Consider the following 20,910-nt stretch of genomic DNA (forward strand, 5'->3'; position numbering starts at 1 on the left):
TTTACTTCTTGATGGGTGTGATATAATATAGTTATACGTGATTAATTACATCATATTCAGAGAGGAGTCTTACACTTGGCTCATATTAGTCCCTCATATCTTCAAATCGGCTCCACCGTGGGGGCTCTGGTTATGGCACTCCTGGTCATTTTTGTCCGCTTGAAGGCCAGTAATAGACCGGTGACCATCAAAAAGATACTCATTCCGCCGCTTGGCATGTCAACAGGCTTTCTCATGTTCGTGGCGCCTGAGGTTCGGGTTCCATGGCTTTGGGCCTTGGCTGCTTTTCTCGTTGGCTGGTTCATATTCTCATATCCGCTGATCCGAAGTACGAAATTTGAAGTCAGCGAAGGGCAGGTATTCGCAAGGCGCTCTAAGAGCTTTATCGTCATTCTGTTCGTTCTGCTCATCGTTCGTACGGTGCTTCACCAAGTCATCGATGAGTATGTTTCGATCCCGCAGTCCGGGGCTTTATTCTTCCTGCTGGCTTTCGGCATGATCGTCCGCTGGAGAATTTTCATGCTGAAACAGTATCGCGAGATCGAAGCTGGAGGCCAACTCAGCGGTAAACCGCTTAGTCCGGAAGCGCCTCATCAGCCTTAAAATAAACAACTGCACAAATGCATTCCCAAAACCGCTCCCCTTTTTGCGCTGTGCAAGGGAAGCGGTTTTTTTCTGATCTTACTCATCATTTTCAAGCGATGAACACATCATAGGAAGAGAAGGTGAAATCGCCTGGCGGCAACCGCTATTTATGCCTTGGCCGGAATGAGGTGAAGAGCCTATGGAAGAGCGTTCCCGGACCGGGGATTATTCCCTGTTTTATGCTGCCGCGCTATGGATTCCGTCACGTTTCCAACGTAAAAATGAAGCAAAACAGAGAATTTTGGACCAAGATGCCGTAATCATGTGTAATTCTTCACAATTCGTCACTTCCCACTTAAATGCCTCGTTATCCTTTTAGAGAGCATTATGTTAACATATGTAGTGGTGATTTAGATCAATTGAACTAAAGTATAGCCAGTTATCATCGCCATCTGTATTATGGCATATTTAGATACTCTACCGTTACTTTAGTTCATTTCATTTAGATCTCGGCCTTTTTCTTTTGGGAAAGGTCTCTCATGGTTATAGACCCCTCTGCCTAAAAAGGGTCTATCAGCCCTTTTTTATAATAAAACTAAGCATTGCTGCTTACGCAAAGGAGAAATGGACATGTCAGAAACAATTACTGATGCAAAGACTGAACAAGCGAACACGCCTGTCAGCCAAGATCAAAATGATTTGCTGGACCAGCTGCTCAAGCCAGAGGTTCAGGAATCTTTGACTACTCTGGTCAACCATCTTCCAAAGCTGACTGAGCTTGTGAATGTATTGACAAAGTCTTACGACTTCGCTCAATCCGTCGCTACCGACAAAACGCTGAAAAGCGACACTGTAGGTGCAATTTCGGAAATGGCTTCCCCAGTAATCAAATCCGCTAAAAATGTTGCAGCCAACGTCATCGAAGCCAAAGACCGTGCTGAAGAGAGCCATGAAGTAATCGGTCTTTTCGGTATGCTCAAATTGCTGAAAGACCCTCAAGCGCAAAAATTGTTCCGCTTCGTGAACGCATATCTTCAAGTTTCTTCTGAGCGCGCTAAAGAACAAAAATAAATCTCTCTATATTACCAGTAAGGACGGAGGAAAATTCTATGTCAAAACATATTGTCATTTTGGGTGCAGGATATGGCGGACTTCTCTCTGCTCTGACTTTGCGCAAATATATGAACAAAGATCAGGCGCGCGTCACCGTGGTGAACCAATATCCGACTCACCAAATCATTACCGAGCTTCATCGCCTTGCAGCAGGCAGCATCGAGGAAAAAGCCATTGCAATGCCTCTTGACAAACTGTTCAAAGGTAAAGACATCGATCTGAAAATCGGAAAAGTTGATTCTTTCTCGGTAGACAGCAAAGAAATCAAATTGGCTGACGGCTCCAAGCTCTCTTACGATGCGCTCGTTGTTGGTCTGGGCAGCGTCACGGCTTACTTCGGTATTCCAGGACTTGATAAATACAGCATGGTACTGAAATCCGCTGAGGATGCCAACCGGATCCACCAGCACATTGAAGACCGCATCAAAGCTTATGCGCAAACGAAAGATGCAGCTGACGCTACGATCCTCATCGGCGGCGGCGGCTTGACTGGCGTTGAGCTTGTTGGCGAGATCGCTGATATTTTGCCAAAATTGACTGCAAAATACGGCGTTAACCAAGCTGAAATCAAATTGCTGCTCGTTGAAGCAGGTCCTAAAATCTTGCCTGTGCTTCCTGACCACCTCATTGAGCGTGCTACGGAAAGTCTGCAAAAACGCGGCGTAACATTCCTGACAGGGCTTCCTGTAACGAATGTGGAAGGCAACGTAGTTGACCTGAAAGACGGTCAAAAAATCGTTACCAACACTTTCGTATGGACTGGCGGCGTTCAAGGCAACCCTCTTGTGGGCGAATCCGGTCTGGAAGTCAACCGCGGACGCGCAACCGTCAACGAATTCCTGCAATCTACATCCCATAAAGATGTATTCGTTGCCGGGGACAGCGCTGTTGTATTCGACGCAACCGGCCGTCCTTACCCGCCAACGGCTCAAATCGCTTGGCAAATGGGCGAGCTGATCGGCTACAACCTGTACGCATATCTGAATGACAAAGCATACCAAACCTTCGCTCCTGTGAACTCCGGTACACTGGCAAGTCTTGGACGCAAAGACGGCGTAGCTACTGTAGGCGAAAACAACATTTCTCTTAAAGGTCTGCCTGCAACTATGATGAAGGAAGCAAGTAACATCCGTTACCTCTCCCATATCAAAGCGTTGTTCACACTGGCTTACTAGGACTATCATCCATAGTCAAAACAATAACGCCCCACTCAAATGTCGATCATTTGGGCGGGGCTTTTTGGTTTGCGCTTATTCGCTTGAAACGGCTTCGGCCGCTAAGCTCTTCTCCAGGGCCGCTTGCAGAGAGATCAGCTCCTGCCGGACTTTCGGGGCAAGCGCAAGCTCCGGTACCTCGGGCAGGACCATGCTGCGCTGCTGTTCGGCGCTTTGGGCCGTTTTCTCGAAAGACAACAGCAACCGGGCAAGCTCGGGATCAGGAAGCTCGGGCCGGTTTGGCGTTCTCGCATAGGAGTTCAGCAGATACGCAAACTGATCCAACGCCCACACCACGGGCAGAAGACGCTGCAGCTCCGCCTCGCTTCTTGGAATCTCGCCGAGCGCCGTCGCATAGACAGTCGTCAAATTGGTCAGATTCGTCTTCATATAACGCTGTTCTCTGCTATCTTCCGCGCGGTAAGTGGCCGGTTGTTCGGTGAAAAGCATCGCAGCCATCTGCGACTGGCTCCGGATCGTTCGCCCCATCAAATAAGGTATGCGGCTTGATGCCGATCTGCGGCCCAAGAGCAGCACCCCAATCAAACCGATCACACTGCCGGTGATCACATCCACGATCCGGGTTCCCGCAAAATACGCCACGTTATGAATATGTGAACTCGCTTCTGCCATCAGGAGCGCATTCGGCGTCACGAACAAAATAGCGATGGCGTAATTGCGGACAATCAACAGCTCGGCAAAAAAAGTGAACAGCATGATGGCAACCGAGATGACGAAACCCTCCGGCTGAGCCCACAAAATCGCGCTTGCGGCCAATATGCCGATGATCGTGCCGATCGAACGCTGAATGGCCCGATGGAAGGTCGCTATCACCGTTGAGCCGAGCATGACCGATGCGCACGACAAAGGAACCCAGTAGGAACGGTTCAGATTAAACGCATGGGCTGCCAGCGCCGCTATTGTTAATATAATGCCGAATCTCAAGGATAGGAGAAAGACGAGTGAATTTTTGTCGAAGGCACCCAGAAATATGCTTTTCGCCGGGGTGCCCGTTAATCGTCCCCCTTGCCATGCCTCTTTCGAATCTTGCTGAACAATGGAAGACAGCTCTTTGACGGGCTGAAGAATGTCCTGCAATTGCGGATCATCTTCCAGTTCCCGTAGAGCCTCCACCTGCAATTTCCCGCGCGAGCGAAGCGCCGCGGAAGCACTGTTCACCGCTTGTCCCAACGCCGCCGGAAGCGGCTCCTTCCTGCGCCGGTTCCACGTGTCCGTTGTCTGGTAGATCACATGGGCCTGCCGGAACAACCTGAGCAGCCGATCGACAAGGCCGGGTTCCCGCCAGGAGCTGCCTTGACCAGCAAAGGCGGTTTCCGCTTCCACCATGGAGATCAGTGTCTCATGCCTTGCCTTGGTGTATTTTTCCGTTCCGGCTGCATTCAGCAATTCCGCTAAATTGCGGTACAATGCGCGGAGCGTCTGAATTTCGGGACCATACGGGTTCGTGAGCCAGCCCGCCATCGCGATCAGCCAAGCGAGCGCTCCTCCCAGAATGACGAGCATTCCCCGTGTCAACGCCTCGGACGGTCCATGCGGCATGCCGGAGGCAAGCGCGAAGCTGAGAACGAAGAACAACGCCGCCGGACCTTTGAATTTCAAGGCTCCGAACATAAAAGTAGCCAGCGCCCCGATCAGTCCGAGCACTACCGCCGACAGCACCGGATACGGCGACAGCAGCGAGCCGCAGAAGACGGAGAACCCGAGGCCGAGCATCGTGAAAAACAGCTTTCGCGCCCTTAATACATAAGGCTCATTAAACGCATACAAATATGTAAAACCGCCCGTCCCCGCCAGCAGTCCATAATCGAAGCGGCCTAGCAGCAGGCCGATAAGCGATGGAAGGCCGAGGCAGATGCCCGCACTGATGGCACGGTTCCAGGGCAAAGCCGTTTTTTTGATTTCAAACGCTTGCCGAATCACGGGATGTATGAGCGACGACCGATGACTTCGCGTGTTCATGCTTCTTTACTTCCTTTCTGAAAGCGCCAGCCATTTTGAAAAGGGCAGCTTTACTGGGAGCAGAATTTCATCCCGCACCGTGTAAAGCTGCCCTAGGCCGCTCTTGCTATGAACAGTATTTCCATATAGCGAATCAAGTATAACCCTGTCCTTAATCTCAGCGTACCATCGCCTGCATGCCGATCTTGTGATTTTCATCACATTGATTATGTCGGTTCCATGATCAGTCAAAATCGCAAACAAAATTCAAACTTGTCCGCATGTTCTTAAAATTTGCCATCCACGATATCCTTAAAAAGGAGTTTATGACGAAAGCAAGGAGGAACGCATGCGAGGGCTTAGAGCTACGGAATTTACGGTCTGGGTGTTTACCCGGACCGAACTGGTCAAGTTCGTGGTGGTGGAAATCCTTTTCAGCTCCGCACTTTATGCGGGATTGAAACGGGTGAACGGACACGAGGCTATCGCGATTTTGGGAAGCTCGGTCGGTACGCACCTGTTCAAATACGTGGGGCCGGGCGGAAAATTTCCGGTATGGCGCAGCAAAAAACGGCTGCAGCATCTGCCATGGAGTCCGGCGGCCTAACGAATAGTACGCTCGGGAACCGGTTAAGCTGTTGCTGCCGGTTTTATTCGTATGAGACGGTTTTCAGCCGATTTCGGCTGATTTCGTCTGTAATGGGATTTTCATGGATTCCTCATGTAATATAGTGTTGAAGGAGCGGATGACCTATGAACCGTAAAAGAAGAAGAGTTGCCATCGTAGGCTCCGGCATGGTCGGATCGAGCTGCGCTTACTCCATGATCAATCAGTCCATCTGCGACGAGATCATGATGATTGACCGCACCTACGACCGGGCGCTAGCCCAGGCCCTGGATCTGTCGCATTGTATAGATTTCACACATACCCGCACCACGGTCTATGCCGGAACCTATGCGGATTGTTCCGATGTGGATGTTGTTATCCTTACCGCAGGTGCGAATCCGAAGCCGGGGCAGAACCGGATGGATGTGCTTGCGGAAGCTGCGGAAATTACGCGGCAGATTGTAACCCCGATCGTGGAGAGCGGCTTTAATGGCATTTTCATTACCGCCGCGAATCCGGTCGATATTGTCACCTACATGATTTGGAAGCTGACCGGCTTTCCGCGCCACCGCGTGATCGGATCCGGCACCTCCATCGACTCCTCCCGCCTCAAAACGCTGCTCTCCGACGTTTTCTCCATCGATCCACGCAGCGTCAGCGGATATGCGCTCGGCGAGCACGGGGAATCGCAGTTCGTGGCGTGGTCGCATGTGACCATCGGCGGCAAGCCGATACTTGATATTTTGGCGCAGCATCAAGAACGTTTCAAGCATGTCGATCTGAACGACATTGCCCGCAAAACCAAGGACGCGGGATGGGAGATTTTCACGCGCAAGGGCTCGACCCATTTCGGGATTGGCAGCGCGATTGCCCATATTACCCGCTCCGTCCTGAATGATGAGCATAAAATAATCGCCGTATCCGCCATACTCGATGGTGAGTACGGCCAATACGGCGTGTGTGCCGGCGTGCCGGCGATTATCAGCAGCGACGGCATTCAGGAACTGCTGGAACTGAAGCTGAATGAGGATGAACAGGAGCGCTTCCATACTTCCTGTGATCTCATCCGCCGCAACCTGGAAGGACTGGAACTGGAACCGATTCAACAAGGCTAAAAGTCTTTCGAATTCGGATCAGCAGGAGTATAATGGAAATATAATCCAAGTTATTGGAGTTGATTCCACTGGTATTCCTTGCTGTCGCCTTGGCCATCGTCCTCATGTGCGGATTTTATTTTGCTATAGCGTATTTCGGTTTGAAGTTCTTGTTCAAAAAAGTGTTTCACCGATCCGTCGATCCGGTCATATTGTTGGCCGTGATTACGATTTGTGCTTTCTTCATTCAAATCGGACAGAGATTGTGGTATCACCAGTCCCTAGAAGCCACGCTGCTGCTGCCGCCAATAGCTGTGCTCTTCGTGCTGCTGCGCCGCATCCGAATGCGAAACCGCCAAAGATAGTTGAACGACCGTTGTCCTTTAAGGAGCCTTAACCCGCTTTCCGGCAAATGAAGATCATTTCCGGACTCGCCGAGGTTAACGGCTCCTTTTTCCATCCACCGTAGGTATGCATCACCTCAAACCCGCTCTGCCTCAGCAGACGAAGAGCCTCCTGCGGAAAGGTGTACCGGATCTGGAGATGAATGTCCTGCCGGGACAGCTCTTCTCCGCTTTGAGGGACGGTCGTAGTTCTGATCGTCGCGCATGACAGCAACTGCGTGATCGAGTCATATCTTTCCTCATGCTGGTCCGCGACTTGCTGCTCATGTATGTCTCCTTTAGTTTCAATAACGAACAGCTCGATATGGTTATCGAGCTGTTTCTAAGGGATCCCCGAAGCTAAGCTTCATCCAGCCTGTTCATCTCCGGCGGCACGCGATGTTTCGTCGCCTGCTCGTATCCGTAAGCGATTTTAATCAAAGTCGGCTCGCTGTAAGCCGTCCCGATGAAAGTAATGCCTGCCGGACCTTTGGTAATGTAGCCGCCAGGGGCAATAATGCCGTCCTGCGCATATCCTCCCGGAACGGTAATGACCGGATATCCCGCCCGGGCCGCAATATCGTCTCCTTCATCGCAGCCCAGGAACAGAAGGGCATCCAGCTTATGCTTCTCAAGAGCAGCATCGATTCCTTGCGCACGCGACATTTCCGTATTTAAGCGGAGGGTATCCAGGTATTCAGGCTCCGACAGAGTTCCGCTTGTCGCCTCGGATTCTTCCAATACACCTTGCCCGTATTTCAGGCACTCTTCGGCATGTTCGTTGTTAAACGCAATGACCTCTTCCAACGAATGGACAGGGATGCTGCTTGGCAGTTGCAGGAGATAGTCGTTGACGCCCTTTTTGAATTCATAGAGCAGAACATTCCAGTTCCACTTGGTCTCCTGACACGGCAGCTCCACCGGGTCAACGATCGTCGCTCCCTCGCTGCGCAGCACCTCGATCGCATTCTCGAGAATTTGCATCCGCTCAGGGTCAAGTCCCTCGTAATAAAACCGCGGAATGCCGATCCGCGCCTGCTTCAGAAACGAAGCATCCAGAAATGGCGTATAGTCCGTTAAAAAATGTCCCTGGCTCGATGTCGTATAATCATCGCGTTCATCTACGCCCGTCATCGCCCCCAGCACAATCGCTGCGTCCGTGACGGTTCTGGCCATCGGCCCTGCGGTATCCTGGGTACGGGTAATCGGGATGATACCGGAGCGGCTGACCAGTCCTACCGTGGGCTTGATGCCTACCAGCATGTTTTGGCTGGCCGGGCTGATGATTGATCCGGATGTTTCCGTACCTATGGCCGCGGCCGCTAGATTGGCAGCTACCGCTGCTCCCGAGCCGGAACTCGAGCCGCCGATGAACAGCTCTCCCGGACCATACGGATTCAGGCACAACCCGCGGCGCGTACTGTATCCGGCCCACATCCCGTGTGCCATAAAGTTGGCCCATTCGGTCATGTTCGCTTTCCCGAGGAAAACGGCGCCTGCCTTGCGCAGCTGTGCGGCTACGAATGAGTCCTGCGCAGCGGCATGCTCCGCCAAGGCCAGCGTTCCCGCACTGGTATGCAGCGCATCGTGCGTATCAATGTTATCCTTCAGGAGCAGGGGAATGCCATGCAGCGGCCCCCGGCTTCCTTTTTCGAACCGCTCGTCATCCAGCGCTCTAGCAATGCTGATCGCATCCGGATTGACCTCAATGACGGATCTCAGCTTTTCGTCATAACGTTCTATGCGGTTCAGATAAGCCCGAACAAGCTCCTCAGAGCTCATCTCGCCCGATTCCATCGCTGCTTGCATCCCAAGGATGTCGGCTTCTATGATCCACTCTTCTATATTCAATATACTCTCCAATTGACCTCACCTCATCGATTAAATGGGCCTAATTCAGATATCCGCTAGGTCCACATATTATTAAATCCCGTTCAATACGTACAGCCCTCAAATTCCGCTTGTATTCTGCAGAACGATTCGCCAGCCATCCGGATCGCATATCGTAATCCCGTTCACGTCCCAATACGGATTCTCTGAGGGCACCGCCGGGTAGCCCATCCGGTGCAGCCTGTTTGCAATTTCGTCTCTCGACTCTTGATCCGGGATGTAAAATACAAGAAGGTTGTCCTCGGAAGGCGGCGGCACAGCGGTCCCATGCTCATGCTGCGTAAATTCTAAATGATAAGCGTGGTCCGGCATGCCGAACATGACGCCGTCGTAGCCTTGATGATTTTGAAAGGAGCCGATCACCTGCAGTCCGAGGCCATCCCGGTAAAATTCGGTGATTTTCTCGATTTGATGTGTCGGCCGCGCAGTGCGGAATTGAACCGCAGGCATGCGGCCGGTCCATGGTTGATTCATATGAACGCCCTCCTCGAGCTTGACTATGTACTATTGTCCTAATTTTTTCGGCATGGCTCTTTCGTTCACTTCACCGTGCGCAAAAAAACCATTTACTTCAATTCATCATATCAGCAATCGCGGCTGTGACGCCATGCCAAGAATGGTTATAATGATTGTCTCATAGCGGTAACCATGCGCACGCAACGAATTTTAAGAGACAATGGGAGATCTTTTGGTATTCCATTTCATTTTCCATTTCATTCCTAGCACGTTTACCAGCAAATCCTTATTCTTATATCTAGGTTAATAATCAGATACATATCTCTCTTAAAGGCAGGGGATTTCTATGATTCAATATCAGGAACATATGCAACATATCACCGAAGCATCCTTTGCGGAAGGCTTCTTCGACGGATGGCCGAATCCGCCTTCAACCGAAACCTTTATCCGGATTCTTCACAATGCTACTTACGTCATTTTAGCAATCGATGAAAATACCAATCACGTTGTCGGGTTCATTACGGCGCTGTCCGACAAGGTGTTGACGGCCTACATTCCTTTGCTGGAAGTCGTACCCTCCTATCAAAAGCAGGGTATCGGAAAAGAGCTCACCCATCGAATGTTAGATAAGCTGAAAGGTATTTATATGGTTGACCTGTTGTGCGACCCGGATCTTCAGGAGTTCTACGCAGGGCTTGGCATGAGGAAGGCACAAGGGATGCTGATTCGGAACTATGAGCATCAATCCGGTAATACGGGGTCATAACTTATATTTCCATCTTCATTAGGATAGGCAAATACACAAGCACCTCTCAAATCGAGAGGTGCTTGTGTTCTTCTCGTTGAAGGATATCGGGAGACGATGATGCAAAGCGGCCCGCTCGCACCTTCTAGCGGAGCTGCATTCATTCAACCGTCAGGGCAGAGTAGATGTTCAAAGCCTGCAGCACAACCTGAAAGTCGATCCCGGAGATGCGATGGATGCGCTGCGCCCATTCTTCATTGCTGTGCAGTTGTGCCTCTCTATCAAGTCCTCCGTTCCGGCTGAAGAAGCTGGTCCATCGGTCAAACTCCCAGTGCACCACTTCACCCGGCAGATACAATCGATGCTCCACAAGCGGGTGACGGAGCAAACGCTGGGAATGATCCGCGGCCGCCAACAGATTCTCCATGGCAATAGGCGCGAGATGAAAGGACTGCTTGCTCATTTTCCCGCCCGTTCTGACATAGCTGAACTCCACATGCTGAGCTGAAGCATCCAAAGATACCTGAATGCGTCCGCCCGTAATAAAGCCTTCATGCGCTTCCTTGGAGTCGGCATAAGGTTCGTAATCTACCAAAATAGGCTGTATCCACTGATCTCCCAGATCGCAGAAATACCGTCTGCCTGTTTCATCCTCCGCCACAACGGCAACATGGGCCATCGGCGACCCCAGGTCATGCCCGACCGCATAAGCGGTAATGCCTTCCGCTCGATAGTCATCCAGCAGCCAGATCGCCAGATCAAAACAATTGCCCGTGATGCCATAGCGCTCTCGATGCTCCTTCATTTCAGGAACGCTCCGCTGGCCTCCTTCTCCCGGCTGCAGACTGTACCAGGCCTTGGTCAACGTCTCCATTGGATAACCGTCAAAACGGTGCCAAACCCGCAAGATGTGCTCCGGCGCTCTCATGCGTCATCTCCTCCCGTCATTTCCAGATGATGATTAGCCGCTGCTTCTGCTATTTGCCATCAAGGCTGCCCATCCCGCAGCAAGGCTTCCTCCAATACGAGACCGATCAATCGATTCTCATTCACGACATGCTCGAATTCCGTAGGTTCCACCCAGATCCGGGACAGGCACTCGTGCTCGCGGCTGAAGGGCAGCCGTTCGGTAATATCCATCCAGTAAAACAGCTGGTAGCCAATCATCGGATATTTCCCGTTCGGATCAAAGCCTTCATCCTCTTCGTGATTGACCTCCATTTTCCCGAGATATACCGCCGTTCCTTTCACGCTGCCCTCCTCGAGCGCTTCCCGGTGAAAGGCCGCCTCCGGCGTTTCCCCAGGCTCCACATGCCCTCCAGGCAGATTAAATCCCCTCCCCTGCACATGGACTGCCAGAACATGATCTTGATACAGGCATATACCGTGCACGCTGGTGACCAGCGCCGGATCTGGTTGCTCCGCTCCCGCGATCCAGGTCAGCTTGACCTTATGTCCATTCCAAAGTTCCCATATTGATGGATTCATGTTGTATGCTCCCTTTTATCTTCAAAATGTGTCGCTTGGCTTATCTTTACCTGCTGCCGCTTTCCTCCTGCTCCTCTGGCACTTCCACAATCCGAATGCTGACTGGCATCTTCGTGAAATGGGTCAATGTAAACTCTACTTTCTGATTCGCCGCCAGTTTCTCGAATACATCCGGTTGCCCTATTCTGATGCGTTTCAGTTTCTCTTCGATCGTCAAAATATGCACGATTTTATTTTCCTTATTGATGACTTTACCTTCGCAGACAACTTGCTTCTTCGCGAATAAATCTGCGCCAATAAAAATAGCCAGCGTTACGAAACCCAATCCCATGACAAAAAACATACCGGCTATAGCCGGATTTCCGTGCATTTGAATCTGCAAGAGAATTTGAAGACAGCAGAAACCTAGTAAAAACAAGGTAGTGGCAAACCATTGGGTCAAGTTCTTGTAAGGATATAAATTCATCCGAATTCCTCCTTATGAATCGGCCTTTTCTGATGCTTCATGGGGATACGTCCCTCTTATATGTATGCCGCAGGCTGCTAAACCCTTCCCTTTTGAAAAGCCGATGTCGATTTTTGGATAAAAAAAGGCCCTGTGGCTTGCTTCCACAAACCGCCGGGCGAATCCTTCCTGATTCTGTATTTTTCTTATTTACCTGCTATGCGCCGGTATGTCGCCTCATCCGAAACGACATACAAGCGTGCATCCGCGGGAATGGGATCATTCAGCTTGCGGTTGATGGACATATCACTGCGGTCGGCCAGCAGGGTCGCTCCCTGGCGGAGCAAATCCTGAAAGGCATCTCCATAGGTGCGCCATTCGCGGGTACGGGGAACCTCATAAATATCATCCCCCTGCTCGCGGCTGATCAGCTGGCTGATGACAGCGGAGTTGCCTTCCTGCAAAGCTGCCCGCACGGCTAGACTGGAAATCGCATCATGCGATAATACGAATTCATTGACCTGCACAAACCGAAAGTTTTGAATATGTTTCTCATGCATAACCTCCACGGTGGTATGTACCTCCGGTGCGATCCGCTCAATACTGGAAGCGATCATCAGTGATTTGCCGTCGATCAGCGAGGTCTCCTCGATCCGGGTATCCGCGAATATGATTGCCGCTCTAGCCTTCTCAAGCCCAGCCTTCCGCAAAATATCCTCCGCCGAAGGATCACCGCTGACAAAATGCACCTGATGCTGCTCCTCCAGCGGATGTCGTTCCAACTCGTCAATAATGACGATTTGAGCCCTTTCATCATACGTTAGAATTTCATGAACGGCCGATTTCGCCTTCTTGCTCCAATTGATAATAATAACCTGATCCCGGCCGTGATAATTCAAATTTCCCGCCTCCCTCTGCCGCTGAATGCTGCCTATGGAATCAATGACTTTGCCAATGACCAAGCTGAGGAGTCCAATGCCGAAAATATAGAGAAACAGCGTGAACAATTTGCCCCAGACGGTCGCGGCGAAAAAATCGCCGTACCCCACGGTCGCCATGGTCGTCATGACCCAATACAAGGCATTAAACCAGCTGTGAAACGTAGACGGCTCCAGAATGTAAGCTACGGTTGCGCTGCCGGTCACGAAAATAAAAATAATAAGAGCAATGGTCGTTTTGCGCATCCGCATCATGCGAGTGGAAAACCGGAGAAAAAAATGCAACTGCCTACCCCTTTCCGAAGCGATCGTTTAAACAATCAGACTGCTGACCGCAAAGGCCGTTCCGATGAATACCATGCACAGCAATGTGGCTACTGCCACGTTGCCTTTTTGCAGCATGTCGGCGATATTAAAGCTTGGTGTCACAAGCTCAAAAATCCAATACGCCGCCACGAGACATACATAACCGACGGCAAACCACATCGCGAGAAACCAGATGGACGTATTCGTAAATGCCGCAACCCCAAGGACGATAGCCGTAGCGAGGAATTTCCCTCCGAGTGCGATTCCTACCGCCACATTTCCTTTTTTCAACTCTTCCATATCCTTAAACGGCGTCATCCAGCTGAAGATCAGCATCCCAAGCAGCTGCAGCACAATGATGACAAGTACACTTACGACTAGATTAACGACGACGGTCAACTCGCCCACCCCCTGAATTTTGCATAGGCCGAATCATAATCGGCAAAATCATGTATTTCCTCCAACTTGACGGAGACTTTCTTTTTCTTCTCCAGACTCTTGTAGCGGTCATCATCAATCGGCTGTTTGATCCGGTTGCCGGAAGGCAGCTCAAGGACGGCGAAATTCCGCGTCTTATCCTGATATTGCGTTTTGTACACCCCGACGAGATCGATTTCCGTGGTCACGGGCACCTTCAGGTTGGCCATGTCTTTTTTGGCATCCGCCTGCGTCTTGAAGGTCTTGATCGTGCTCCAGGCCGACAGCTGCACGTTGTTACGCTGATTCGTATCCGTGGTCATTTCCGCATCCATGTATTGCAAAGCCCAAATTTTGTCTCCCGTTGCATAGTTCTCATCATTGGGTATCAGCTCATTGTCCGGCAAAATCGTCATGTCGCTGCCGATCAGGTCCCCGACGCTGCTTTCGACGATCCGGTAATCCCACGGCACCCGCGCCACATTATCCAGCGCCTCCTCCGAGGAGGAATTCGTGTGGAATACAGAGCTCTCATTGTCGGAACATGCATTCAGCAGGAGCATCGCCAGCATCGTAAGGATCAAACCGGCAGCAAGCCTCCACGGGGTTCTGGGTGAACGGTTTTCCCTATTCCGGTTTCTTGCCATCTATCTCACTCCAATCGCTATAAAATGACTCGTATTTCCTGTAATCAACCCGCCAGCTCTGCCGAGCAGCCCGCATGGTTTGCCGTTGATCATGAACATGCCTGTCAACAAGCGGCGTTCTCCCACGACCGTGGGGATTGCCGGAAGGTTTGCCCTCAACTGATAGACAGAAGGAAACAGCTCGCTGGTGTCAAAGCCATCCTCATCCTTGATCTCGAGCTCTCCCCCGCTATCGAACATCTGAACCGATCCACCTTCGCGTCCAAACATGGATTTGGAGACATAGCTTCCTGAAAAGACGGGCTTGTTGTAGGTCGGCAAAATATATTTTTCAATTATTTCGCGTTCGCCATCGTTATATAAAATCCCCAGTTCATAGAGCCCCCAGGCTGCGGCCAACAGACCCTTGGATTGCAGAAGAATGCTGTGCGGCGAATTAAACAATTCAAGCTTGCCGGTCTCAATGGAATAAGCCAGCGCATCCCCCGCGTCATCAACGGCCATCCATTCCTTCGGATAAAGGGCAAACATGCGCTTGATTTCGCGTCCTGTTCCATCCTTCACGATTCCGTGGTCGATGGACAGCTCAAGGCAATCTACACACTGAATATCCAGGCCGCTATGCCGTACAAGTGCATCAATCGTTCCGGAATCCTCCAGATGCTCGCCATAGGCGATGCAGGCCGCCGTATCCGGCTGTTCCATGCCCCAGGCTTCCGCTATTAGCCCCTTCATTTGTACATTGGGCGAATCGATGCCGGCTTCCCGGCACATCCATGGCGTGACAACGGAAGCCTCCACATAGCCTGTCGGAGTATCCGCATTCAGTTCGTACAGCTTGATGCTCCCGTCATGCGAGACGGCGTAATCGAACCGGGCATAACGGCTGATCTGGTTCTCTTCAGGCAGCGGACAGATGTCCAGCATATCCCACAAAATCTCGGGGATGCCGATCAGCTCATAAAGATGCCGGTTCCCATGCACGTAACGCACCGTCCGGTCCAAAATGCGCCACAGGCAAGCCGACGCCTCCTCCAGTTCCTGATAGGTTTCCCGGTTCATGACGACCAGTTGATCGAGCCAATACTCCTCATCATCGATATTCGCCCAGGTGAACCCCATCTTGCTAAGCAGTTCCACCCGTTCCTTGCGGTCATGCCCGCCTGGTGCCAGTACTTCAAACACAGGGCCGGTCATCCGCCAAACCCGCTCCTCGAGCTCGATTTCGAGCCCGAAAAGATACTTGATTTCGAGCTGGAGCTGCCGGACGAGCTGTAACCGCTGGATTTGCCGCCAATGCCGCCGGAGCTTGATGACGTTCCGCGCCGCGTAATCGATCCGGTCGATCTGGAGGTTTTAGGCGTGACTCTGGAGCCGACGACCGGTTTATTTTGAAATGTGCTGCTCGAATAGGAACGCGGCTTGTAGGTTTGCGATGTGCCTGTGTAATAGGTGCGGCGGTTGTCATAATATGTGCTTGGACGATAGCTTGAACCGCTGTTAAACAAGAAATGATACAGCAGCAGGTCATCCCATCCGAAACCGGAGTGGCTGGTACCGTAATTATTGATGACGGTCGTGCCTCCGTTACCGGTACTACCTGTGGTTCCGGACTGCGTCTGGTCATCCTTCTCGATTTCCTCGGGAAGAGGAATGTTCCAATCGGCGTTTTTATCGAAGTACGCCTTTACCTCCTCCGTCGACCAGGAGACCAGCTTCGGCTCATCCGCCGATCCGGTAGTGGCTTCTGCAGCCGTTGCTCCCGATAACAGGAACGCATTCGCGAGAAGCGCTACGCCCAGCGATGTAGACAAGACGCGCACCGGCTTGCCTTCCGGCGTAAACAGCTTGGAAACCGTCTTTTCTTTATCCTGAGGCTGTTGTTCGTTCTTCATGTCTCATTCCTCCCTTCATGCGTTTGTGCAGCTATTCATTGCGGATCCGTACGAGCAGAAGCTCCAGCTTGCCCTCATCCACGTTCAATCTTCCCTCAATAGCCTCGTATTCCTGGCCTCCAACAACGAGATAATTGACGTGCTCAAGTGCAGCAACCATATTCATGCTCCAGCTGCGCTCTTCAATACGACGAAGATCGCCGCTTGGCGTTTTTTCCGTTAAGATCACGCTCATATCATTACCCATGTCTATATCCTCCCCTGTTCAAGTGATTGCATATGTCATTTGATACGTAAGAAATCAGCGGTCCGTTCCAGTACGAAGCGCATGTTTTCATCAAAGTCATTTCACAGAATATGGAATCACGCATCTATCAGAATAAAACCTCTCCATCAGAAACGCAATGAAATATTGTCAATTTTCCGTTCTGCATCATTCGCATGATTCGTTTAACGATGACTTCCCCCTGAAAACTATTACGGGTCTTATCGGGTCAGGTTTAATCTTAACTTGATTTCGCGCAGTAGTTCAGCAACCTTATTTTGGTTAAAACGTTTAATATATGAAACTACTACTTGGTGCCATCACATAATCTCACTATAAACATATCAAGAAAAGAGGTAGATAATATTGAATGCAACTCAATTGTTCCGTGCCGGAGCGGTATCCGCCATCGCTGCAGCCATGTTATGCGGAGCAGGTTCCGTTCCTGTTACACATGCCGATGCTCCTGCCGTTTCTTACGGTTCTTCGTTCGGCGAGAAGATCAAGGCTCCGCTGCAAAAATCGCTATGGACGGCAGCCGTCGATCCGGGATCGAATGGGACCGTGACGGATGACGGACGAATCCTCTCTTTTTCAGGAAAAAAGCTGGTCGCGCTGAATCTGGCTACTGGCAAGACGTCATTTACGTATGGCAGCGGTTTGAAGCCTTCCATCCAATACGTGAACGGCAGCGCATATGGCATTACGGAGAATGGCAGCGTGTATGCCCTTAACGTTAAGACCGGCAAAGCTATTTGGCAGACAGCCGCAGGCCTGTCCGATTCAAACTCCCCTGTTGTCATCGGCAATACCGTCTACGTTACCAAGAAAAATGCCATCATCGCGCTCGAAGCAGCCACGGGCAAGCAGCGCTGGAAAGCGGCGGAAGATCAGGCCGATTACGGGGGCAATATCTGCATGGAATCGGATGGCGTATTGCTCGTGTCCTATACGATCTCTGGAGCATATTCGTACTCGCAGCTGAATGCCTTTGATACAAGCACGGGCAAAATCTTATGGAAAGCAGGTAAACGCGAAGCCCCGATTGCAGTAAGGGACGGACTCGTCTATTCCAAGGTAGAGTACTCCATGTTCGACGAAGTCAGCGACATACCGAGCCTAACCTATTCCGTCCTCAATGCAAAAACAGGAAAAGAGGTCGGAACGCGTGTATACTCCTGGGCGCACTCCAGCACACCAACACAGGGTGTGAGCGGCTCCACACTGCTTATCAATAATGACTTCTACCTAACCACCGAAAATGCAATACAGAAATATGACTTCAGTCATTATGAGAAGGACGGTAAGCCGGTTCAAAAATGGGCCAAACCCTATAACTCCGGATGGCTGACCGGATCGGTGCACGCTGGCAGGTTATTTTTTATAGATTACTCCGCGAATCGGATCACAGGCATGAAACTGGCGGATGGCCAGGAAGTCAGCTGGGGAGCCGATAACCCTCCCGTTCAGACGGATATTTACGGCAATGGGGTGTACATCGGGCAAAGTGACGGCGTTTTCCATGGCTACAACCTGCAAACTACAGCTCCAGCTTTTACCGTCAACACAGGGGCCCGCAATTATGGTCCAACCCTCCGTTCCGGCAATACCCTGATCATTCAAGCCAAGGATACCGGCAAGCTGATTGCGGTTGCGGTGCCGAAGGCGCTGCAATGAATGGGATGCAGATATGGATAGACGAAAAGAGAAAGCGGCGGACTTCGCCTCTTTCTCTTTTCGTAAACGCACTGAAGTGATATCTTATTGCTGCATCACATCTCCCGAATAATGTTAAGGCGCACTCTTTATTGATAGATTCCAACATAAGAAGTCTCAAACGATTTTTTTCTAATCCAGTAAACGATCTTTCCCTGTTTCATCATATTACCCTCTCAGATAACGAATATTTAATCAAATGAAGGTTTAGCCGGATTAGATGTAAGTTCCGTTAACTATTAGAGAGTAGAAGATCATCTACCTGAAGAAGTTGTGGAGTCACGGCCTTTCGGACTTACTGACCTTTCGAACTTACTGATAAGTGGAGTTGCATAACGGGACGCAAAAAAAGGCAGAAGATAAACCGTAGCGTTTATCCTCTGCCTTTGGTGATTAAACTGTTAGGCTTCCGCCTTGGCGTACGATTCCGCAGCCGCATTCAGGTAATAAGCCAGACCAATCTGCTGACCTTCCAGCATCTTCAGATGAAAATCATCCTGCATGAAGAAAGAAGTCTGTGCCGCGAAATCGGCTGCAGATACCTGGTGTCCATGACCATTCATAAACGTCAGGTGGTCGCGAATCAATTCCTGTACTCGCGGATCATTGTGCATGACTCCGCCTTGCAGGGAGGCCGTCATGTCCCTCATGAAAGCCGCGGCCTCCGCAGCCTGCTCATTCATTTCCTGCACATCGATCGGTTCTGTTTGAAGCTCTATCCCATATTGTTCTTGGAGGTAATCGGTTTGCTCCTGCAGCGCTTCCCGCCACGCCTCTTCCTCCTCAAAGCCGACAAACAGTTCCTCCTGGGGCAGCGGTTTACCGCTCTCCAGACTGGCTTTTGTTTTCCTGAGTGTATCCATGATCCTGTCCAATCTCTCCCGTCTCTGCTGCATAAGGCTTTCCTGCTCCGCCAAAATCGCTGCCCGATCCGGCTCCCGATCGAGCAATTGACCGATTTGTTCCAGCGGGAAATCCAGCTCACGGTAAAACAAAATCGTCTGCAAGCGTTCAAGCTCCTTCGTCCCGTAGAGGCGGTAACCCGCTTCGCTGATCTCGGCCGGCTGGAGTAAGCCGATTTTGTGGTAATGATGAAGCGTCTTAATCGTCACCTTGGACAGATCGGATACTTCTTTGACTGTGAATAGCATCATATGCTTCACTCCCTTCTGACAGCAGTCTAAGGTCTGACCTAAGAGGAGGGTCAAGGGGGAAATTCCAAAGTTAATGTTATGTCTAATCCTAACACAAAAACACCCCACTCTTATGAGCGGGGTGTCTTATGCAACCTTTTTCTATTACCATCTCACCGTAGCCGCCGCCCCATCGGGCAGCGATAACGAGATATAACCATCGCCTGTATCGATCTCCATAACCTGCTCGGCTTCCGTCCGGTTGGAGAGGATCAGAACCGTCGAACCGTCCGGGTTCAGGAAAGCGGTACTTTCCAGCTCATCGCGATAGGTCGTCGACTCGATCCGGTATGCGCCGGGCGCGACAAACTTGCTGATATGTCCCATCGTGTAGTAATCCAGCTCATATTTCACCTCACCGCTCGCCTGGTTGATCTGTACCAAGCCGCGGCAAGTGCTGTTCGATAGCACGGTTGGACCGTTATGCTCGTCGAGCGCGAGGTTCCACCATACGACCGACTTCGACCAGTTGCGTGTCGTGCGGATCACATGCTTCATCTGGTCGAGAAACGCCGTGCGGAACGGCGGAATCCAGCTGCCGCCGGATGCCTCTGTGAACCAGACACCCTTATCCTGATGTACATTCCTCACCAGCGACATCGCTTCATGCTCGCCGCCGTATACATGCCATGCGACCCCCGCCACATAGCGTGCCGCTTCAGGATCGGACAGGATTCCGAGCGGATGCTGGGGCACGTCCCAGTTATGGTCATAGCAGAGAATCTTCGCTGCTATCCCGGCTGCTTCAAACGCCGGGCCGAGATGGTCGCGGATAAATTGCGCTTCCTCCTGCGGCGTCAGGATCATCCCCGGATATTCCTTCGGCTCATAGCCTGGCTCATTCTGAATGGAAACTGCGTAGATCGGTATTCCGGCTTCCTCATACGCCTGCACGAATTTCACGAAATACTGGGCATACGTGCTGTAGCACTCCGGCCGCAGCTTGCCGGTCACCATGTGGTTTGATGTCTTCATCCAGCCGGGCGGGCTCCACGGGGATGCCATCACCTTGATGCCCGGATTGATCCGCAGCGCTTCAAGCACAGCCGGAATGACATAGTCACGATCATGATCGATGCTGAAATGCTTCAGCTCGAAATCCTCTTCGCCTTCCGGCATATCATCGTAACTGTAGATCTCCGTCGTATAATCGGTTGCCCCCATCGGCTGGCGCAGGAAACTGATGCCGATGCCTTCCAGCGGATCGAACAGCTTCTGCATGACCTCCTGCCTCGACTGTTCATCCAGCACCCGGTACACCAGATAGGCGGAAGCATCCGTAAAGGAGGCACCGAAGCCGTCCATTTCCTGATAACGGGTGCCGGGGTCGACCTGAACCTGTTTAATCGTCTGTTCCACGGAAGCTGTTTTCGCCACAGCCACAGGCGTCTGCTGATGCAGCTCCTGCTCCTGATCGATCGTACTGAGCCATACTTCTGCGCGCTGATTCATTGCTGCTCCTCCTTACAGATCAGGCAGCGCCTAACCGGCATCCTGCGGATCGCTCGCAAACCATTATGAGCTTCTCGCTTTTGCGGCTTCCGTCAGAATTCG

At 51.3% G+C, this 20,910-nt stretch carries 23 protein-coding genes; 8 read left to right on the plus strand and 15 right to left on the minus strand.

What is annotated here, in order from left to right:
• Positions 1–75: 75 nt before the first annotated feature.
• The 3 genes from GRF59_RS19660 to GRF59_RS19670 all read left to right on the plus strand — a co-directional run bounded on the left by GRF59_RS19660 (position 76) and on the right by GRF59_RS19670 (position 2,873).
• Positions 76–603: a CcdC family protein gene (locus GRF59_RS19660; RefSeq protein WP_160499417.1), complete on the plus strand. Its 528-nt coding sequence runs from the start codon at positions 76–78 to the stop codon at positions 601–603.
• Positions 604–1,215: 612 nt separating this feature from the next.
• The gene (locus GRF59_RS19665; RefSeq protein WP_160499418.1) at positions 1,216–1,656 is read left to right on the plus strand and encodes a helical membrane plugin domain-containing protein; all 441 of its coding nucleotides are present in this window, start codon (positions 1,216–1,218) and stop codon (positions 1,654–1,656) included.
• Between the two features lie 38 nt (positions 1,657–1,694).
• A complete protein-coding gene (locus tag GRF59_RS19670; RefSeq protein ID WP_160499419.1) occupies positions 1,695–2,873 on the plus strand; it encodes an NAD(P)/FAD-dependent oxidoreductase in 1,179 nt (392 codons plus the stop codon).
• A gap of 75 nt (positions 2,874–2,948) precedes the next feature.
• Here the strand turns inward: GRF59_RS19670 and GRF59_RS19675 are convergent, their stop codons facing one another.
• Positions 2,949–4,892, minus strand: a complete 1,944-nt coding sequence (locus GRF59_RS19675) for an FUSC family protein (RefSeq protein ID WP_160499420.1) — start codon at positions 4,890–4,892, stop codon at positions 2,949–2,951.
• 328 nt (positions 4,893–5,220) lie between these two features.
• Between GRF59_RS19675 and GRF59_RS19680 the strand changes: the two genes are divergently transcribed.
• The 3 genes from GRF59_RS19680 (at position 5,221) to GRF59_RS19690 (ending at position 6,937) form a co-directional block, all read left to right on the plus strand.
• Positions 5,221–5,478, plus strand: coding sequence for a hypothetical protein (locus GRF59_RS19680; protein ID WP_160499421.1), 258 nt, complete (start codon positions 5,221–5,223; stop codon positions 5,476–5,478).
• A 146-nt stretch (positions 5,479–5,624) separates the two neighbouring features.
• The gene (locus tag GRF59_RS19685) at positions 5,625–6,593 is read left to right on the plus strand and encodes an L-lactate dehydrogenase (RefSeq protein WP_160499422.1); all 969 of its coding nucleotides are present in this window, start codon (positions 5,625–5,627) and stop codon (positions 6,591–6,593) included.
• A gap of 59 nt (positions 6,594–6,652) precedes the next feature.
• Positions 6,653–6,937 (plus strand): hypothetical protein, encoded by a 285-nt coding sequence (locus GRF59_RS19690; RefSeq protein ID WP_237391928.1) that lies wholly within the window; start codon positions 6,653–6,655, stop codon positions 6,935–6,937.
• Between the two features lie 28 nt (positions 6,938–6,965).
• Here GRF59_RS19690 and GRF59_RS19695 read toward each other — a convergent pair whose 3' ends face one another.
• The 3 genes from GRF59_RS19695 to GRF59_RS19705 all read right to left on the minus strand — a co-directional run bounded on the left by GRF59_RS19695 (position 6,966) and on the right by GRF59_RS19705 (position 9,319).
• Entirely contained in the window at positions 6,966–7,190 is a 225-nt protein-coding gene (locus tag GRF59_RS19695) for a hypothetical protein (RefSeq protein ID WP_160499424.1), read from the minus strand.
• Between the two features lie 125 nt (positions 7,191–7,315).
• On the minus strand, positions 7,316–8,764 hold the full coding sequence (locus GRF59_RS19700) for an amidase family protein (protein WP_237391953.1): 1,449 nt from the start codon (positions 8,762–8,764) through the stop codon (positions 7,316–7,318).
• A gap of 141 nt (positions 8,765–8,905) precedes the next feature.
• Positions 8,906–9,319, minus strand: a complete 414-nt coding sequence (locus GRF59_RS19705) for a VOC family protein (protein ID WP_160499425.1) — start codon at positions 9,317–9,319, stop codon at positions 8,906–8,908.
• A gap of 328 nt (positions 9,320–9,647) precedes the next feature.
• On the opposite strand from GRF59_RS19705, the gene GRF59_RS19710 reads away from it, so the two are divergent.
• Positions 9,648–10,067 (plus strand): GNAT family N-acetyltransferase, encoded by a 420-nt coding sequence (locus GRF59_RS19710; protein WP_160499426.1) that lies wholly within the window; start codon positions 9,648–9,650, stop codon positions 10,065–10,067.
• A gap of 139 nt (positions 10,068–10,206) precedes the next feature.
• Here the strand turns inward: GRF59_RS19710 and GRF59_RS19715 are convergent, their stop codons facing one another.
• The 9 genes from GRF59_RS19715 to GRF59_RS19755 all read right to left on the minus strand — a co-directional run bounded on the left by GRF59_RS19715 (position 10,207) and on the right by GRF59_RS19755 (position 16,429).
• On the minus strand, positions 10,207–10,974 hold the full coding sequence (locus tag GRF59_RS19715; protein ID WP_160499427.1) for a hypothetical protein: 768 nt from the start codon (positions 10,972–10,974) through the stop codon (positions 10,207–10,209).
• Positions 10,975–11,033: 59 nt separating this feature from the next.
• The gene (locus GRF59_RS19720) at positions 11,034–11,534 is read right to left on the minus strand and encodes an NUDIX domain-containing protein (RefSeq protein WP_160499428.1); all 501 of its coding nucleotides are present in this window, start codon (positions 11,532–11,534) and stop codon (positions 11,034–11,036) included.
• 46 nt (positions 11,535–11,580) lie between these two features.
• Entirely contained in the window at positions 11,581–12,000 is a 420-nt protein-coding gene (locus GRF59_RS19725) for a hypothetical protein (RefSeq protein ID WP_160499429.1), read from the minus strand.
• A 185-nt stretch (positions 12,001–12,185) separates the two neighbouring features.
• Entirely contained in the window at positions 12,186–13,172 is a 987-nt protein-coding gene (locus GRF59_RS19730) for a potassium channel family protein (RefSeq protein WP_341480113.1), read from the minus strand.
• A 57-nt stretch (positions 13,173–13,229) separates the two neighbouring features.
• Entirely contained in the window at positions 13,230–13,622 is a 393-nt protein-coding gene (locus GRF59_RS19735; RefSeq protein WP_160499431.1) for a DUF350 domain-containing protein, read from the minus strand.
• Positions 13,619–14,287, minus strand: a complete 669-nt coding sequence (locus tag GRF59_RS19740; RefSeq protein ID WP_160499432.1) for a hypothetical protein — start codon at positions 14,285–14,287, stop codon at positions 13,619–13,621. The genes GRF59_RS19735 and GRF59_RS19740 overlap by 4 nt, the downstream gene beginning before the upstream one ends.
• A complete protein-coding gene (locus GRF59_RS19745; protein ID WP_160499433.1) occupies positions 14,288–15,484 on the minus strand; it encodes a glutathionylspermidine synthase family protein in 1,197 nt (398 codons plus the stop codon).
• Positions 15,481–16,182, minus strand: a complete 702-nt coding sequence (locus GRF59_RS19750) for a hypothetical protein (RefSeq protein WP_160499434.1) — start codon at positions 16,180–16,182, stop codon at positions 15,481–15,483. Before GRF59_RS19750 ends, GRF59_RS19745 begins: the two co-directional genes overlap by 4 nt.
• A 31-nt stretch (positions 16,183–16,213) precedes the next feature.
• Positions 16,214–16,429, minus strand: a complete 216-nt coding sequence (locus GRF59_RS19755; protein ID WP_160499435.1) for a hypothetical protein — start codon at positions 16,427–16,429, stop codon at positions 16,214–16,216.
• A gap of 384 nt (positions 16,430–16,813) precedes the next feature.
• Between GRF59_RS19755 and GRF59_RS19760 the strand changes: the two genes are divergently transcribed.
• The gene (locus tag GRF59_RS19760) at positions 16,814–18,124 is read left to right on the plus strand and encodes an outer membrane protein assembly factor BamB family protein (protein ID WP_160499436.1); all 1,311 of its coding nucleotides are present in this window, start codon (positions 16,814–16,816) and stop codon (positions 18,122–18,124) included.
• Between the two features lie 440 nt (positions 18,125–18,564).
• Here GRF59_RS19760 and GRF59_RS19765 read toward each other — a convergent pair whose 3' ends face one another.
• Both GRF59_RS19765 and GRF59_RS19770 read right to left on the minus strand, forming a co-directional pair.
• Positions 18,565–19,314, minus strand: a complete 750-nt coding sequence (locus GRF59_RS19765) for a MerR family transcriptional regulator (RefSeq protein ID WP_160499731.1) — start codon at positions 19,312–19,314, stop codon at positions 18,565–18,567.
• A gap of 147 nt (positions 19,315–19,461) precedes the next feature.
• Positions 19,462–20,808, minus strand: coding sequence for a glycoside hydrolase family 30 protein (locus tag GRF59_RS19770; protein WP_160499437.1), 1,347 nt, complete (start codon positions 20,806–20,808; stop codon positions 19,462–19,464).
• Positions 20,809–20,910: the final 102 nt, after the last annotated feature.

The organism is Paenibacillus dendrobii (assembly GCF_009807035.1).
GTDB lineage: Bacteria > Bacillota > Bacilli > Paenibacillales > Paenibacillaceae > Paenibacillus_AQ > Paenibacillus_AQ dendrobii.

Bases quoted from the DNA above. Each gene is read 5' to 3' on its own strand.
- GRF59_RS19665 (WP_160499418.1), top strand. From the start codon at position 1,216: ATGTCAGAAACAATTACTGATGCAAAGACTGAACAAGCGAACACGCCT.
- GRF59_RS19670 (WP_160499419.1), top strand. From the start codon at position 1,695: ATGTCAAAACATATTGTCATTTTGGGTGCAGGATATGGCGGACTTCTC.
- GRF59_RS19675 (WP_160499420.1), bottom strand. From the start codon at position 4,892: ATGAACACGCGAAGTCATCGGTCGTCGCTCATACATCCCGTGATTCGG.
- GRF59_RS19680 (WP_160499421.1), top strand. From the start codon at position 5,221: ATGCGAGGGCTTAGAGCTACGGAATTTACGGTCTGGGTGTTTACCCGG.
- GRF59_RS19685 (WP_160499422.1), top strand. From the start codon at position 5,625: ATGAACCGTAAAAGAAGAAGAGTTGCCATCGTAGGCTCCGGCATGGTC.
- GRF59_RS19700 (WP_237391953.1), bottom strand. From the start codon at position 8,764: ATGCAAGCAGCGATGGAATCGGGCGAGATGAGCTCTGAGGAGCTTGTT.
- GRF59_RS19705 (WP_160499425.1), bottom strand. From the start codon at position 9,319: ATGAATCAACCATGGACCGGCCGCATGCCTGCGGTTCAATTCCGCACT.
- GRF59_RS19710 (WP_160499426.1), top strand. From the start codon at position 9,648: ATGATTCAATATCAGGAACATATGCAACATATCACCGAAGCATCCTTT.
- GRF59_RS19715 (WP_160499427.1), bottom strand. From the start codon at position 10,974: ATGAGAGCGCCGGAGCACATCTTGCGGGTTTGGCACCGTTTTGACGGT.
- GRF59_RS19720 (WP_160499428.1), bottom strand. From the start codon at position 11,534: ATGAATCCATCAATATGGGAACTTTGGAATGGACATAAGGTCAAGCTG.
- GRF59_RS19725 (WP_160499429.1), bottom strand. From the start codon at position 12,000: ATGAATTTATATCCTTACAAGAACTTGACCCAATGGTTTGCCACTACC.
- GRF59_RS19730 (WP_341480113.1), bottom strand. From the start codon at position 13,172: ATGATGCGGATGCGCAAAACGACCATTGCTCTTATTATTTTTATTTTC.
- GRF59_RS19740 (WP_160499432.1), bottom strand. From the start codon at position 14,287: ATGGCAAGAAACCGGAATAGGGAAAACCGTTCACCCAGAACCCCGTGG.
- GRF59_RS19745 (WP_160499433.1), bottom strand. From the start codon at position 15,484: ATGACCGGCCCTGTGTTTGAAGTACTGGCACCAGGCGGGCATGACCGC.
- GRF59_RS19750 (WP_160499434.1), bottom strand. From the start codon at position 16,182: ATGAAGAACGAACAACAGCCTCAGGATAAAGAAAAGACGGTTTCCAAG.
- GRF59_RS19755 (WP_160499435.1), bottom strand. From the start codon at position 16,429: ATGGGTAATGATATGAGCGTGATCTTAACGGAAAAAACGCCAAGCGGC.
- GRF59_RS19765 (WP_160499731.1), bottom strand. From the start codon at position 19,314: ATGCTATTCACAGTCAAAGAAGTATCCGATCTGTCCAAGGTGACGATT.
- GRF59_RS19770 (WP_160499437.1), bottom strand. From the start codon at position 20,808: ATGAATCAGCGCGCAGAAGTATGGCTCAGTACGATCGATCAGGAGCAG.